The organism is Labrys okinawensis, from assembly GCF_047345005.1.
Lineage (GTDB): Bacteria > Pseudomonadota > Alphaproteobacteria > Rhizobiales > Labraceae > Labrys > Labrys okinawensis.
On record NZ_CP178864.1, the window covers coordinates 6,887,808 to 6,902,261 of the forward strand.

Sequence of the window (14,454 nt, forward strand, 5' to 3'; positions counted from 1 at the left end):
TGGCCTACTGCGCTCTCGCCCCGATCAACGCTTCCGCGAACTCTGCAAATCCCCGGCTGCCGCGCCTCGACGTCACCCATCTCGGCGGAGCGCTGAGCTGGTCGCGGAAGTCGAGCACATTGGCCACTCCCACCGAATTGGCGAAGAAGCCGAACATCGGCATGTCGTTGGGACTGTCGCCGATATAGGCGACGGCTACCGGCGTCCGATCCACGTCGACGCCCAGGACATCGGCGAGAAAGACCTTGCTCGTGGTCAGCTTGTCGTAGTGGCCGAACCAGCCATTGACATGAATGGACGAGACCTTGGCCGTCGCGCCCGCCTGCGCGAAGATCTCGACGATCCGTCCGATGGCCGATGGCAGCAGGCGCGGCACGTCCTCGCAGAAGTCGATGGCGAGGTCCGCCTCGCGATAGGCCTGGTCCGCGGAGACGGCGGCTCCGGGCACTTCGGCGAGCACCGTCCGGCGAACAGCCTCGAGCTTCTCGCGGTCGACATGCCTCTCTGTCCGGTCCCTGGCGTAGTGACGGATCATGGTGCGGCTGGCATCGTCATAGCGGAAATAGAAGGCGCCGTTTTCGCCCACCACGCCGGCCACCGGCCATTGGCGGGCGATAAGGTCGCACCAGCCGGCCGGACGGCCGGTGACGGGTACCACCGTAATGCCGGCCTCGGCCAGGCGTGCCATGGCTTCATAGGCGACAGGAGGCAAGCGGCCGTGGTCGGTGAGCGTATCGTCGATGTCGGTGAGCACCACCTGCACGGCGCGCCGGGCGTCAAGCGGGAATCCGGCGAGGGGCTCAAGCATGGGCGGCAGGCCGGGCCATCTCGGCCGCGACGAAATCGTCGAGCTCTCCGGCGGCCTCGGCGAGATCCAGCACGCCGAAGCGGTCGCGGATGCGGCGAGCATTGCGGAGCGCCTCGCTATAGAAAGGGTCGGGAATGCCGACATCGGCGGGCTTGACCGGGGCATCTACGCTCTGGAGCGCCGCCTTCACCTCCGTCGAGGGGCGGCTGACGGCAAGGAGGCGCCGGCGGATATCGGGCCAGTCGGCGGCAAGCCGCCGATTGAGCGCAGCGGCACCCTCCTCATCGAGCAATTTGGGCTCGAAAGCGCTCCAGCATTCGGCGCCGAGCTGGGCCCCGAATTCGCGGGCGAACAGGGCCGGCGTGTCGGCGCTCGCACGGATGGCAAGGCTGGTCCGGCCGAGCATTCGCTCCTGCAGCCGCGCCACCGTCACCGTGGTCACCGCGATATGTTCGCCGTGATAGGCCCTCGGCAGGTTCTGGCCACGCATGTCGATGTAATGAGCGACGAGATGCTCGCTCTGGCTGGCGGGATAGGACCCGCCCGCCAATGTCATGCCGAAGCCGGAGAGCACCAGCATGCGGGCGAGCAGGGCGACGGCCTCGCGATCGCCGGCGATCAGGCGGCCGGGATGGGCCATCAGTGCCGCCTCCTCCTCCCTCTGGAGCGCGAAGGGGATCTCGCGATAGCGCGTGTCGCGGATCAGGTGGGACATCAGCCAGTCGGTCTGCGCCGTGCAGCGGCAGATGGAATCGCCGAAACCGGCAGCGATCAGGCGCTTGGGCGCGGCCGCCAGGACGTCGAGGTCAAGGAAGACGCCCTGCGGCGCGGTGGAGGCGAGCGACTTCTTCAACCCCTTCTCGGTGATGGCTGCGGAAGAGGAGGTGTAGCCGTTCATCGACAGCGCCGTGCCGAACACGGCATAGGGCTTGCCGGACAGATGTGCCGCGTGCTTGACGATATCGTTGATCGAGCCCGAACCGACGGCGATGAGCCCATCCGCCTCGCGGCTCATCGCCCGGACCTCCTCGACAACCTCCATGTCCGGATGGGGATGGGCATCGAGTACGATGCTTTCGACGAGATGGCCGGCGGACAAAGCCCCGGCAACCGCCTCGCCCATGGCGCGGCGCGTGTCGGGATCCATCACCACGGCGAGACGCCGGCCAAGACCGAGCGACGCCACCAACTGGGCAGCGACGGGGCCGAGACCGGTACCGATCGTCACCTTGCGGACGGGTACGGACAGGCGCTCGCCGGTTTCGCTATCGGTGAGGGTTCCTTCGAGAAGCCGATGGAGAAGCAATTGCGACATGGGTATTCACACGCGGGGTATCAGCAGGGGCAGGCAAGACATCGCCGCAGTCCAGCATATTCAGGCACGGCGCCCGGAACTCCCTTCCCCCTTGTGGGGAAGGGTCGGGGATGGGGGTCAAGCAGAAAAGGTGAATCCTTGACCGATGGACCCCCACCCTTCCATTCCCTCCCCACAAAAGGGAGGGAGGACTTCGACGATGCGGCTCTCTCCTTGAAGACAGCATCTCGCGCAACCGTTTGGCCGGGCCACCAGCACCTTCAGCCCACCCGTCGTTCCCCGGCTTCGCTGCCGCAGGCTGCAAGCACGTCGGCGAGCTGGGACAGGGTCGAGCCCTTGGTCGGGCTGAACGAACCGTCGAAAACGGCCGAACCGATGGTGAAGGCGTCTGCCCCGGCCGCATCGAGAGCACGGATCTTCTCCACCGAGGTGACGGAGCCGGCGGCAATCAGGAGGCCCGAGCCAAGGCCCCGCCGCGCTGCCCGCACAAGCTCGAGCGGATCGGCCTCGGTGGCGCGATAGGCGAGAAGGTCGGCGCCGGCGCAACCCTTGCGCATGAAGGTGCGGCAGTGCTGCTCGATCTCCAGCGGGTGGCCACCGAGTTTGGTGGGATGGCCCGCCGGCCGGCCCGGGAACGGAAAATAGGCGGTGGGGCTGCCGGCAAGGATCTCCAGCGTCTCGTCCACCAGCGTGCCACCGAGCAGACGGTCGATGCCGAGGTTGCGGGCGATACGCGCCGAGCGCAGACAGTCCTCCGGACTGGTGGAGACCACCTCCATATAGGAGGTCGCGCCGGCATCGCGGATCGCCTGCGCCAGGCGCTCCAGTACAGGCAAGGGCACTCCGACATCCTTGAACCCGACATGGCCGAGGCGGAGCGGCCTGATCTCGCGCACCAGTTCCAGGCAATCCTCGACCGTCCTGTCGCTGCGCGTCAGCATGAAGACAAAATCCATGGCGGCGGCTTCTCCTGGTGTCGGCGATTGATAGTTGGAATTATCACATTTTATTTTGGAAGAGCAACATATATCCAACAAAGGTTGGTGCGGCGAGATGACTGCTACGGTGCGACGAAAAGGCAGGAGGCATCTCAGGAAGGGATTCGAGAAGCACCTTTGTCATCCCCCGCGGGGGCCGGGAACGACAACTGTGTTCCCAGTGCGATAATGCTGCCTCGCCCACCTCTCCTTCAAAACATCGGCGTCAGGGTTTCGAACAGCGTCCGGTAGCGCTGATAGGCCATCTCATAGGCTGGGACATCTGCGGCAACGGGTAACGTGCGGCTTGTCGGAAGCGGCAGGCGGGCGGCGGCTTCGGCGAGGGAGGGTTCGAGGCCGGCGGCGGTTGCGGCCAGCAGCACGCCCGCCATCGGCGCCGCATCGACGCTTTCGGCCCGCTCCACCGCCTGGTCGAGCACGCCTGCCCGGATCTCGGCCCAAAGCGTGCTGCGCGCCCCGCCGCCGACCAGAAGGATGCGATCCGTCGCGACGCCGAGTTCGCGCAGCCGGTCGATCACATCACGCATGGCAAAGGCGCAGCCCTCCAGCACCGCCCGGGCGAGGTGGCCGCGATGGTGGTGGGCGGTCAGCCCGTAGAACACGCCCCGCGCGCCCGGTTGCCAGACTGGCGCCATCGCCCCATTCAGCGCCGGAATAAAGGTCACGCCCCCGCTGCCTGCCGGCACGTTGGCAGCAGCCTCGGTGAGAGCGGCGGGATCGGCAAACCCCACGAGATTGCGCAACCAGGTCACCGCGCCGCCCGAGAGCCAGCCTGGATTCTCGATGAAGGAAAAGCCGGAGACAAAGCCATGCGTCTCGACCAGGTTGAGGGGATCGATGACCGGATGGGGGTGCACCGCTCCCACCACTTCGGCCGTGCCGAGAGAGCACACAACCGTGCCCGGGATGACGATGCCGGCGCCGAGCGGCCCAGCGAAATCATCGCCCGTTCCCATCGCCACCGGGACGCCCTCGCTCAGGCCGGTGAGCACGGCACCCGCTGGCGTCAACCCGCCGGCGCAGGCGCTGGCCTCGCCGATTTCGGGCAGTTCCCCTGCTGCGATACCAAAGGCCTCCAGCAATTCCGGGCAGAGGCGGCGATTCGCAAGGTCATAGAGCATCGTGGTAGAGGCCAGGCCATGGTCGAACACAGCCCGGCCGGTCAGCCTTTCCACGACATAGGAGACGGGCTGGTGGAAACGCGCGGCATCCGGCCGGCGCTGCTTCAGCCAGCGGATCTTGGCGGCCATGTGCGAGGGATCGAGGACGCTGCCCGTGCGCTCCCGCACCAGACCGGCCGGGATATCGGCAATTTCCGTTTCGGCGCGCCGGTCCATCCAGATCAAGGCCGGCCCGAGAGCACGGCAGGTGGCGTCGACGGCAATGCAGCCGTCGAGCTGGCCGACAAAGCCGAGCGCGGCGACGTCGCCGGCTCTCGCTCCCGCTGCCTCGAGACAGCCGGCGATTACGGGCCTCAGGGCGTCGAGCCAGAGCTGGGGATCCTGCTCCGCTTCACCTGGCGCTGGCGTCTCGAAGGGATAGGCGACGGAGGCGCTGCCAAGGGGACTGAGGTTGCGATCGGCGGCCACCGCCTTCAGTGACTGCGTGCCGATATCCACCCCGATCACGATCATGCAGGCGCTCCAACCAGGCACATGCCTGAATACATGCAGAAACGACAATCTGCCATTGTTGGAATATTCCACAATAAATATTGCAAGTCCAACATTCTTGGCGCAGTCTGTCACAAGTTGATGTTTGTGGCCGGCAGCCCGTCCAAACGTCCTTGCCGCCGCGAACGGACAGATGAAAGAGGACCATCAACGGTCCCGCATGCCATCAGCGGAGATCCTTCCATGTCGTCAGTCACTTCGGCAGAACCGGCGCAGCTACGGCGCAATTCTGTCGGCCTCGCCAGCGCGGTTATCATGTCCGCCGCCATCATGGGGCCGGCGGTCTCGACCTTCTTCAACCCGCAATTCTCGACGCCCTTTTCGGGCGAAGCCACGCCCTTCGTCTATGTCGCCTGCCTCGTCGTGATGCTGATCACGGCGAGCGGCGTGATGGAAATGGCGGCGGTCGCTCCCAGTGCGGGCTCCTTCTACACCTACGTCTCGCTCGGCCTTGGCCCCACCATGGGCTTTGTGGCCGGCGGGCTGATGTTCGTGGCCTATGCGCTGCTGCCGCCGATCGAGATCGCCCTGATCGGCGCCTATCTGCAGCAGACGATCAAGCAGGCCTTCGGTTTCGACCTACCCTGGATTGCCATATCCATCCTGCCCTGGATTGCCATGACCGTGCTGGCGCTGGAGGGCATCCGCTCCACCCTGCGAACCGCAATGACTCTGTTCGTCCTGGAAGTGGCCATCGTGCTCCTGATGGCGGTGATCGTCATGGCCTCGGGTGGCGTGCATGGCGTCACTGCCACGCCGCTGACGCCGTCAGCCTCCCCCAATGGATTGCAGGGCCTGATAACGGGTGGCGTGTTCGCGGCGCTCAGCTTCGTCGGCTTCGAGGGCGCCACCACCTTGGGAGAGGAAGTGCGCAACCCCCGCCGCAACGTGCCGCTCGCCATCGCGCTTTCCACCCTGGCCGTCGGCCTCATCTACATCTTCTGCATCTGGGCTGAGGTGATCGGCCTTGGGCCGGACAAGGTCAACGCCCTCACCGGTTCCTCCACCCCCTGGAACGACCTTGCATCCCTCTATGCCCCCTGGATGACGCCGCTGATCATCGTTGCCTCCGTGTCCTCGATGGCGGCGGTGATGGTCAACGGCAACACCGGCGTGGTCCGCGTGCTCTTCGCCATGGGTCGGGAGGGCATGCTGCCCACAGCACTTGCCTTCATCGATCCCAAGCATGGCACGCCGCGTAACGCCGTCTATTTCCAAAGCCTGTTCAGCGCTTTGGTGGTGATCGCGGTAGGGGCGCTTTCCGGGGGGCTCGCCAATCCCGATGGCGGCAGCAACGTTTATGGCTATTGCGGCTTCGTGCTGACGCTGGCGATCCTGCTGGTCTATATCCTCGCCAATCTTGCGGCGATCGCCTTCTTCCGCCGCCGCGGCGACGGGCTTTTCCTGCGACAGATGCTGTTGCCCGCGCTCGGCGCGCTGCTGATCGCGGCGCTGTTCGTCGCCCAGATCATCGAACAGACGGATCCGCCGTACACCTGGATGCCCTGGATGATCGTGGCCTGGCTCGTCCTGTGCATCGCCGGTGCTTGGTGGTTGCGCATGAACCGACCCGACGTGCTGGCGAAGGCCGGTGCCGTGCTGGCGGCGGAGGATTAAAGGGCAGAGATGGAGTGGCAGTCTCCGACTGCCATCCTGCCCTCGCTTGCATAAGCAATGGTCAGGAGAATGGCGGTCGGAGACCGCCACTCCAAATCACTTCGCGATGGCCAGTGCGCGATCGAGCGCCGTGCCGAAGCCCTTGAGCGAGACGGTGAAGACCAGCGGCTTGGCTGTGGCATCGACCGACCTGGTGTTGAGCTTGATCTGGCTGCCGTTGCGCAGCGCCGCGATGGTCCGGGCGTCCAGGCTCAGCGGCACAAGGCAGCCGGCGGGGATGCAAGTCTGGAAGGGCAGCGCCTGCCCGCTGGGGTTCTGGTCGAGGGCTAGGGCGACGCCGGCCGAGAACAGGAGGCCAAAGGGCATCACCAGATTGCCCGTCATACCGCCATCGGGCGTGGGCGACAGTTCGACGGCCAGGACACGCTGGCCGCTCTTCTGATCGGACAGCACCTGCTGGAGGGTGCATTGCCTGACATTGTTCGGCGCGCTGCAGAACACCCGCCAGTCCTCATAGGTCTCCTGGATCGAGGAGGCGCCGCCAGGCAGCGGCGGCGGCGCGGAGGCGGGGGTCTGTGGCTGAATGGGGACCGTGGGCTGGCCTTGGGTCTGGGGGAGGGACTGGGCTGGCGGAGTCTGCGGTGGTGTCTGTGCTTGGGCAACACCAGCGAGAAGAACGAATGCAAGGCTCAGGACGGTCTTCAGCATCATGTCCTCGAAGGGGCCGTGCGCACGCCCCGATTGCGAAAGGGAAGGCAGCCAATACACAGTTCTGGCATCCTGGCTATAGGCTCCTGTGGAAAAGTAACCACTCTCAGCGGGCTGTGTAATGCGACACCCGGATGTCACCGGCATGCCGAAACGGTGACAGCCTTTCGCCTTGACTTCACACCCTCTCCGAACTCAACTTCCCCTGGGATATTTTCCGGAGCAGGTGGCAATCATGGATGTTGAAAAGGCTATTGCGCTGGTCACCGCGGCCGGCATCGGGGTCACCGACCGGCGCCGCAACGAGGAAGACAGCGGCTGGTGGCTATGCTTCGCCAATGGCGCGGAACTCGAAGTAAAGGATAATGGCGAGCTTGCCGCCTCCGGCAAGGGCGCTGATGACGTGGCCAAGCTCCTCGACCTGCCGGGCAACCCGGGCGTCAGCTGAGACTGGTCCGCAGGCATCCCGTCCGCTCTTGCTTGTCAGCGAATGCTGCAAGCGAAAGCGTTTCGAGGCAAGGGCTTACGCCCCAGCCACCTATTTTGGCGCGCCGGTGCTTCCAAGAGCGGACGAGACGTCCGCGCTCCCGGGCTTGTACCCATCGGTGAGGGTGCCCAGGAAAGTCACGACATCATCGATCTCGCTGTCGCTGAGCGCTGGCTTGTCGCCCTGATGCCGGTCGAAGGGCGGGTCCGTATTGAGGTTGGCCTGTGCGCTCTTGGGCAGGTCGTTGTATTTGTCGATCGTGCCGTCGGGCTTGCGAGGATACCATTTGCCCGGGTCGGTCTCACGACCGACGTAGAACTCCACCGCCTGGCGCAGCGAGTGGAAGACACCGTTGTGGAAGAAGGTCTGGCGCAGTGCCACGTTCCGCAAGGTCGGCGTGCGGAACAAGCCGCAATAATCGGGCCGATCGCGGAAATCGGTGCGCAGAGGACCGCACAGGCCGAGATCGTAATAGTTCGGATCCTTATTGGCGGGAATGTCGGAATTGCGCGGTACGCCGAGCGCAATCAACCCGTAATCGGTGAATTGCGGGGGCGTGCCGTCATTGCCGCGCTGGCTGACATGGCAGGAGGCGCAATTGCCCTTGTCGGGATCGTTGAAAAGCTGGAGACCACGGGCTTCCTGCGCCGTCAGCGCGGCCGTACCAGCCAGGTAGGCGTCATATTTGCTCGAATAGGGATAGAAGGTCTTGTAGTCCTGCTCATAGACCTCGATCGCCTTGAGTGCGGTCTGTAGCAGGACACGCGGATTGGAATGTGCCGCAGGGCCGGCCAGTTCGGCCAGCTTCCCGGCATAGGTTGCCGCCTGCAGGCGGCCTATCAGCGCGGCCTCGTCCTTGTTGCCCATCTCGAAATCGGAAAGCAATGGGATCATCGCCTGGTCGCCGCCGCGGTCGACGCGCCCATCCCACGTCAGGCCGCCAGTCGGTCCGTTGTCGATGCTTTCGTCGGCATCGTCCTCCGATTCGAAGAAATGCTCGGTAAAGGGCGGCACCACCTGCAGGTAGGTAAGCGAGGGCACGGCGCGCAAGCCAGGCTGCCGCAGGTCGCCTCCACCCATCTGCACCGCCAGCGCATTGACGGGGCCATAGGCATGGGCGGGATCGTGGCAGGAGGAACAGGCGACCTTGCCCGAGCCCGACAGCGAGGGATCTCGGAAGATGTCGTGCCCCAGCGCCGCCAGGGCCTCCACCTGCCGGTTCACCGCGGCCCGCGACATCACGGGGCTGTCCGCCGCCTTGCCGTCGGGATCATTCGCCGCGACCACGCCAGAGGCCAGGCCGGCAGCAGCCAGCGCCAGCGTTCCCGCTACCCAGTGCTTTATTGTTGTGTCGTAAAGTGGCTTTATGTTGAATTTCATAGCCCGCCCTGAGGCACGTTTTCGGACGTTTCACGAGGCATGGTGCAAGATGCATATGAAGATATCAACACAAGTGGAATAGGAAGGGTGTCAGCATGCGGGCGCGGTTTATTGGAACGGTCTCGGCCCTCGGCCTCATCGTGGGCGCCATGACCCCGGCACTCGCGGGCGGGTACAATGACGATCCTTCAGTCAACCTGAAGCTGATCGACACCGTCGTGGTGATCTATGCCGAGAACCGCAGCTTCGACAATCTCTTCGGCAATTTCCCCGGCGCCAACGGCCTGCAGAATGCGTCCAGCACCGCCACCCTCCAGCTCGACCGCGACGGTACGCCGCTGAAGGAGCTGCCGCCGACCTGGGACGGCTTCACCGCCAAGGGTGTGACGCCGCCGGTGACGCAGGCCCAGACCGAGCATATGCCCAACCGTCCCTTCCGCGCCGACGATCCCCAGGGCCTCAACGTTAGCCTCGGCACCATCACCCACGACATGTGGCACCGCTTCTATCAGAACCAGATGCAGATCGACGGTGGCAAGAACGACAAATTCGTCGCCTATGCCGATGCCGGCGGCGCGGTTATGCAGACCTGGGACGGCTCGAAGATGGCGATGTGGGGCGTCGCGCAGAAATACACCCTTGCCGACAATTTCTTCATGGGCGCCTTCGGCGGCTCCTTTTTCAACCATCAATGGCTGATCTGCGCCTGCGCGCCCTATTACGCCAATGCCGACACCAATCCGGCCAAGCCTTCGATCGCCGCGGTCGAGGCCGACGGCGTGACGCTGAAGCTGGCGGCGAATTCGCCGAAATCGGCCATGGACGGCATCCCCAAATTCGCTGCCGACGGCAATCTCACGCCGGACTTCTATGCCGTGAACACCATGCAGCCGCCCTACCAGCCGAGCGGCAATGATCCTGCCAAGGGCGGCGATCCAGCCACGGCCGACCCGGCCAAGCCCACCACCCTGCCCCCGCAGACCGAACCCACCATCGGCGACCTGCTCAGCCTCAAGCACATCACCTGGGCCTGGTATGCCGGCGCCTGGCAGGAGGTGCTGGACCACGGCAACAAGACGCCGGTGCCCAACTTCCAGTACCACCACCAGCCCTTCAACTATTACGCCAATTTCGCCCCGGGCACCGCCGCTCGCACCGAGCATCTGCGTGACGGCGGCCTCGTCGGTGCGGAGTTCATCAAGGCGATCGATGCCGGCACCCTGCCGCAAGTCTCCTTCTACAAGCCGCAGGGCAACCTCAACGAGCATTCGGGCTATGCCGACATCCAGTCGGGCGACACCCATCTTGCCGACCTGATCAGCCATCTCGAGAAGAGCCCGCAATGGCCGCACATGCTGGTTGTCGTCACTTATGACGAGAATGGCGGCATCTGGGACCAAGTCGCCCCGCCCAAAGCCGACCGCTGGGGACCGGCCACGCGCATCCCGGCGATCATCGTCTCGCCTTTTGCCCGCCGCGGCTTCGTCGACCATACGCCGATGGACACGACCTCGATCCTGCGCTTCATCACTCGCCGCTTCGAACTGCCGACGCTGCGCGGCATCGAAGTGCGCGACAATGCGGTCGCGGCTAACAACGAGCCGCCACTGGGCGACCTGACAAGCTCGCTGGACCTGAAGGGCAAGTGAGCAACTTCCCGGGATCGCAGGCGTCCTTGCCCATCGGCGCTAACTTTGCTGGAAGGGCACGCAATTGGAGTGTCGATCACTGATCGACAATTTCGCAAACGATACGTTTTGCGGGGAGGGAAGAGGGCGATCGGTGATCGCCCCTCCAGTTTCCATCGCCTACCCCCGCAAAGTTGGCGCATATGGGCAAGGATGCCTGCGATTGTCTATTTCAATCCCATCGTGCAAGCCTAGCTTTTGGATGCCTCCAGCTCGGTGGCCGCCGAGCTGGAGGCGGGAGGGGACGGGTCGTGCCTGCGATAATCGAAGGACTGACTTAGGAGTCTGACCACCCCTCTCTTTTCCATGAGGCCTGAACGGATACCGGCATTGCTCCGGAGACAAGCAGAGGACTTGGAAAAGATGACGAGCAGCCTAGCACACAATGTCGGCACCGACATCGGCAAGGATCATTTGGATGTGGCTGTCCACCCGGCAGGCCTCATCAAGCGCTTTGCCAACACCCAGGCGGGCCATCGCGCCCTGCTTGCCTGGCTTTCTTCCTGGACTGTCGAGCGTGTGGTGTTCGAAGCAACGGGGGCCTATCATCGCGCCTTCGAACGCGCGCTCAACCAGGCCGGCCTGCCGGCCGTCAAGCTCAACCCGCGCCAGGCCCGACGCTTTGCCGAAGGTATTGGCAGGCTGGCCAAGACCGATCGCATCGATGCCATGACCCTGGCCCGCTATGGCCAGGCCGTCCAGCCCGAGCCGACCCTCATCGTCAGCCAGGCCCTTGAGGAGATGAAGCAATTGGCCGCGGCGCGGGACGCCCTGATGAAGATCAAAGTGGCAACCCAGACCCGCCAGCAAACCGCCGAACTCCCCCTGATCAAGCGCCAACTCGCCAAGACACTGGCTCTGACCCAAGCGCAGATAAACGCCATCGACGAGGAGATCGCCAGGCGGGCCGACAAGGATCCCGCCTTCAAGCGCAGAGCCGAAATCCTCGATTCCATCCCCGCCGTGGCACCCATCACAGCTCACGCCATGCTCATCCACATGCCTGAACTGGGCACCCTGTCTCCCCCTCAAGCCGCAAGCCTGGCCGGCCTCGCCCCTGTCCCACGCGACAGCGGCAGCAAAAATGGCAAGCGCTTCATTCGCGGGGGAAGAGCCCTTCTGCGACGAGCCCTCTATATGCCCATGGTCGCCGCTATCCGATGGAACCCCGACCTCGCCGCTAAATACCAGGCCATGGTCGCCGCCGGAAAACCCAAAAAAATCGCCATCGTCGCCATCATGCGCAAGCTCATCATCCTCGCTAACGCCCTCTTGCGAGATAATCGGATTTGGACGCCTAAAGCTGCTTGACCGAATACGGATACTCCCAGGCCCTTACCCCCTCACGATCTCCAGGAACCGTTCGACCTCGCCTTCCTTCGTGGCGAAGGAGGCCACAAGCCTGACCAGGTCGGCATCCGTGCCGGGGCGCTCGCTCTCCGACAGGGTCGCGGCCGGCCATTCATAGAGCTTGGCGCCTTCCTGCCGCAGACGCGCGATCAGCGCCTTTGGCAGCACGGCGAAGACCTCGTTGGCCTCCGTCGGAAAGCCCAGCGCATGGCCTGATGCGACCAGCCCCTCCGACAGGGCCACCGCCATGGCGTTCGCGTGTCGGGCGAGTTCGAGCCAGTGGTCGTTCTCCAGCATGGCCAGGAACTGAGCGGCGATCGGCCAGGCCTTTGAGACGACATGGCCGCTGCGCTTGCGCAGCCACTCGATCTCGGCCGCCTTGTCGGCCTCGAACAGCACGACGGCCTCGGCCATCAGCGCACCGTTCTTGGTGAGGCCGAGGGAAAGCGCATCGACGCCCGCCTTCCACGTGATATCGGCGAGCCGCGCCCCGCGATCGGCCTTCTCCAGGAAGGCGACGGCATTGGCAAAGCGCGCGCCATCCATATGCACCTTGAGGCCGCGCGCCTTGGCAATGGCGGTGAGGGCGGAGATCTCCGCCTCGCGATAGACGGTGCCACTCTCCGTCGCCTGCGATATCGAGAGTGCCGCGGGTCTGGGGATAGGCGAGCCGGAGCCGCTGCCGCGGGCCACGGCCGCCTCTAGCGCCTCCGGTGTCAGCTTGCCGGCCGGACCGGCGAGCGGCATAAGGCGCGCACCGTGGGTGAAGAACTCCGGCGCGCCAGCCTCGTCACCCACGATATGGGCGTCCTGATGGGCATAGATGGCGCCGTAGGACGGGCTGAGCGAGCTCAGCGCCAGTGAATTGGCGGCCGTTCCCGTTGCCGCGAAGAGCAGGCCGACATCGCGCCCGAACAAGGCCGACAGCCGCGCCTTCAACTCGCGCGTAAGATCGTCATTGCCATAGGCAGGAGCAATGCCGCCCGCGCCGCGGGCGAGGGCATCGATGATACGAGGGCTGGCTCCAGCCCAATTGTCACTGGCGAAATTCATGCTTTGAAGTAGAGCGGGCGGGGAGGAGGATGCAAGTGGATAGGTCGGACCAAATGTCGCTCCTGAGAAGTTACCGCCCCCTCACCTTCGCGATCAGCGCATCCAGCGAAAACACCCCGCCGCCCCACTTGATCAGCACCAGGCAGCAGACGGCCCAGGGCAAGTGCTCGTTGTAGTTCTCGGGATAGATGCTCTCGATCACCGCCGTCATGCCGAGCAGGCCGAGGCCGGCGAAGCGCGTGCCGAGGCCGAGGACGAGCAGGATCGGGAAGAGATGCTCGCAGGTCATGGTGATGGCGGCCATGACGTCGGGCAGCGGAAAGCCGAATTCAATGCCACCGGGCAGATGGACCTTGAACTCGTTCTCGAACAGATAGGTGGTGGTGTCGTTCAGCGTGAACCAGGTGCCGGGCACGACGCGCGTGCGGGCCGACCACCAGAACACTCGGATGAGGGCGACGCGGGCGGCGATCGCGATCAGCCAATAGGGCAGCAGCGTGCACAGCTGGATGACGCGGTCGAGCAGAGTCGTGGGCGCGGGCGCGGCGGCCGGCGCAGCGGATGGCATGCTCATGATCTTGTCCTCGATGCCGTCAGCCCGGGAGAGCCGCGGTTTCAGGTTGAAGCTCGAACCGGCAGGCGATGCCGGCATTGACCAGCGCCGCCAGGGCGCTGGGAAGATCGAAGTCCGCCGACTCGGCAAAGGCGCTTTCGGCGGCGACACCCAAGGGCTCGCCAGCCTGCAGCGAGGCGAGGAAGGCATAGCCACCGGGCGGCAGGATCTGGACGGTGACGTCGAGATGCGGACGCGTCACCAGTATCTCCTCGCCGGACCAGTCAGCGATCTCCCTGATCTCGCCGCCCGAATTCATTTCCCAGATGGTCGCCGCCGGGAAGGCCGAGCGCAGCAGGCGCACGGCTGGATGTAAGATCACACGGACTTCGCCGAGCTGTTCGGGCGGAAAGGCGCTTAACGCATCGAGTGAGCCGGGCTCGGCGTCGGCAGCATGATAGGCCTGGCTGCGCGCGATCTCGAGCCGCATGACATCCGCGAGATAGGGCACCTCGCGCGCCGGCTCGAAGCCTTCGGTGAAACCTGGCAGCTCGTCGCCGTAAATCAAGAGCAGCGGCGAGCGCGGCGGGTGGGCCCGCACGAACAGCGTGGCGAGCGCCCGGAAGAACTCTTCGCCCACCAGCGCGATCGAGGCGGGGAAACGGCTCTCCACCGCCCCGGCGAGGCCGACCGTCACGTTGTTGCGGTAGACTGCGAAGCGCCGGCGCGGCGCCACGCCATTATGGGCGGTGAGGCCGGGAGGCGTCGCCACCGCCGGATCGAGAACGGCCTCGCGGAAGGCGGATTGCAGATCTGCCAGCATC

At 64.9% G+C, this 14,454-nt stretch carries 13 protein-coding genes; 4 read left to right on the plus strand and 9 right to left on the minus strand.

The window, feature by feature from the left end:
• Window positions 1-4 precede the first annotated feature (4 nt).
• The 4 genes from ACMDCR_RS31960 to ACMDCR_RS31975 all read right to left on the minus strand — a co-directional run bounded on the left by ACMDCR_RS31960 (window position 5) and on the right by ACMDCR_RS31975 (window position 4,755).
• Window positions 5-808, minus strand: a complete 804-nt coding sequence (locus ACMDCR_RS31960; protein ID WP_413990472.1) for an HAD family hydrolase — start codon at window positions 806-808, stop codon at window positions 5-7.
• Window positions 801-2,123: an iron-containing alcohol dehydrogenase gene (locus tag ACMDCR_RS31965; protein WP_413990473.1), complete on the minus strand. Its 1,323-nt coding sequence runs from the start codon at window positions 2,121-2,123 to the stop codon at window positions 801-803. Before ACMDCR_RS31965 ends, ACMDCR_RS31960 begins: the two co-directional genes overlap by 8 nt.
• A 260-nt stretch (window positions 2,124-2,383) precedes the next feature.
• Window positions 2,384-3,079 (minus strand): 4-hydroxythreonine-4-phosphate dehydrogenase, encoded by a 696-nt coding sequence (locus ACMDCR_RS31970; RefSeq protein WP_413990474.1) that lies wholly within the window; start codon window positions 3,077-3,079, stop codon window positions 2,384-2,386.
• A 233-nt stretch (window positions 3,080-3,312) separates the two neighbouring features.
• On the minus strand, window positions 3,313-4,755 hold the full coding sequence (locus ACMDCR_RS31975) for a xylulokinase (protein WP_413990475.1): 1,443 nt from the start codon (window positions 4,753-4,755) through the stop codon (window positions 3,313-3,315).
• 222 nt (window positions 4,756-4,977) lie between these two features.
• Between ACMDCR_RS31975 and ACMDCR_RS31980 the strand changes: the two genes are divergently transcribed.
• Window positions 4,978-6,411 (plus strand): APC family permease, encoded by a 1,434-nt coding sequence (locus ACMDCR_RS31980; RefSeq protein ID WP_413990476.1) that lies wholly within the window; start codon window positions 4,978-4,980, stop codon window positions 6,409-6,411.
• A gap of 96 nt (window positions 6,412-6,507) precedes the next feature.
• On the opposite strand, the gene ACMDCR_RS31985 is transcribed toward ACMDCR_RS31980, so the two are convergent.
• A complete protein-coding gene (locus tag ACMDCR_RS31985) occupies window positions 6,508-7,122 on the minus strand; it encodes an invasion associated locus B family protein (protein ID WP_413990477.1) in 615 nt (204 codons plus the stop codon).
• Window positions 7,123-7,354: 232 nt separating this feature from the next.
• Between ACMDCR_RS31985 and ACMDCR_RS31990 the strand changes: the two genes are divergently transcribed.
• Complete coding sequence (locus tag ACMDCR_RS31990) at window positions 7,355-7,567, plus strand: hypothetical protein (protein WP_413990478.1); 213 nt, start codon at window positions 7,355-7,357, stop codon at window positions 7,565-7,567.
• 90 nt (window positions 7,568-7,657) lie between these two features.
• On the opposite strand, the gene ACMDCR_RS31995 is transcribed toward ACMDCR_RS31990, so the two are convergent.
• Entirely contained in the window at window positions 7,658-8,986 is a 1,329-nt protein-coding gene (locus tag ACMDCR_RS31995; protein ID WP_413990479.1) for a cytochrome-c peroxidase, read from the minus strand.
• A 149-nt stretch (window positions 8,987-9,135) separates the two neighbouring features.
• Between ACMDCR_RS31995 and ACMDCR_RS32000 the strand changes: the two genes are divergently transcribed.
• Window positions 9,136-10,635, plus strand: coding sequence for an acid phosphatase (locus ACMDCR_RS32000; protein ID WP_413993782.1), 1,500 nt, complete (start codon window positions 9,136-9,138; stop codon window positions 10,633-10,635).
• Between the two features lie 402 nt (window positions 10,636-11,037).
• Window positions 11,038-11,985: an IS110 family transposase gene (locus tag ACMDCR_RS32005; protein ID WP_413987661.1), complete on the plus strand. Its 948-nt coding sequence runs from the start codon at window positions 11,038-11,040 to the stop codon at window positions 11,983-11,985.
• A 24-nt stretch (window positions 11,986-12,009) separates the two neighbouring features.
• Here the strand turns inward: ACMDCR_RS32005 and ACMDCR_RS32010 are convergent, their stop codons facing one another.
• The 3 genes from ACMDCR_RS32010 to ACMDCR_RS32020 form a co-directional block, all read right to left on the minus strand.
• Window positions 12,010-13,077 carry a threonine aldolase family protein gene (locus tag ACMDCR_RS32010; protein WP_413990480.1) on the minus strand — a complete coding sequence of 356 codons (1,068 nt, stop codon included), beginning with the start codon at window positions 13,075-13,077 and terminating at the stop codon, window positions 12,010-12,012.
• A gap of 70 nt (window positions 13,078-13,147) precedes the next feature.
• Window positions 13,148-13,651, minus strand: a complete 504-nt coding sequence (locus tag ACMDCR_RS32015; RefSeq protein WP_413990481.1) for a DoxX family protein — start codon at window positions 13,649-13,651, stop codon at window positions 13,148-13,150.
• A 19-nt stretch (window positions 13,652-13,670) separates the two neighbouring features.
• Window positions 13,671-14,453, minus strand: a complete 783-nt coding sequence (locus ACMDCR_RS32020) for a DUF2063 domain-containing protein (protein ID WP_413990482.1) — start codon at window positions 14,451-14,453, stop codon at window positions 13,671-13,673.
• Window position 14,454 lies beyond the last annotated feature (1 nt).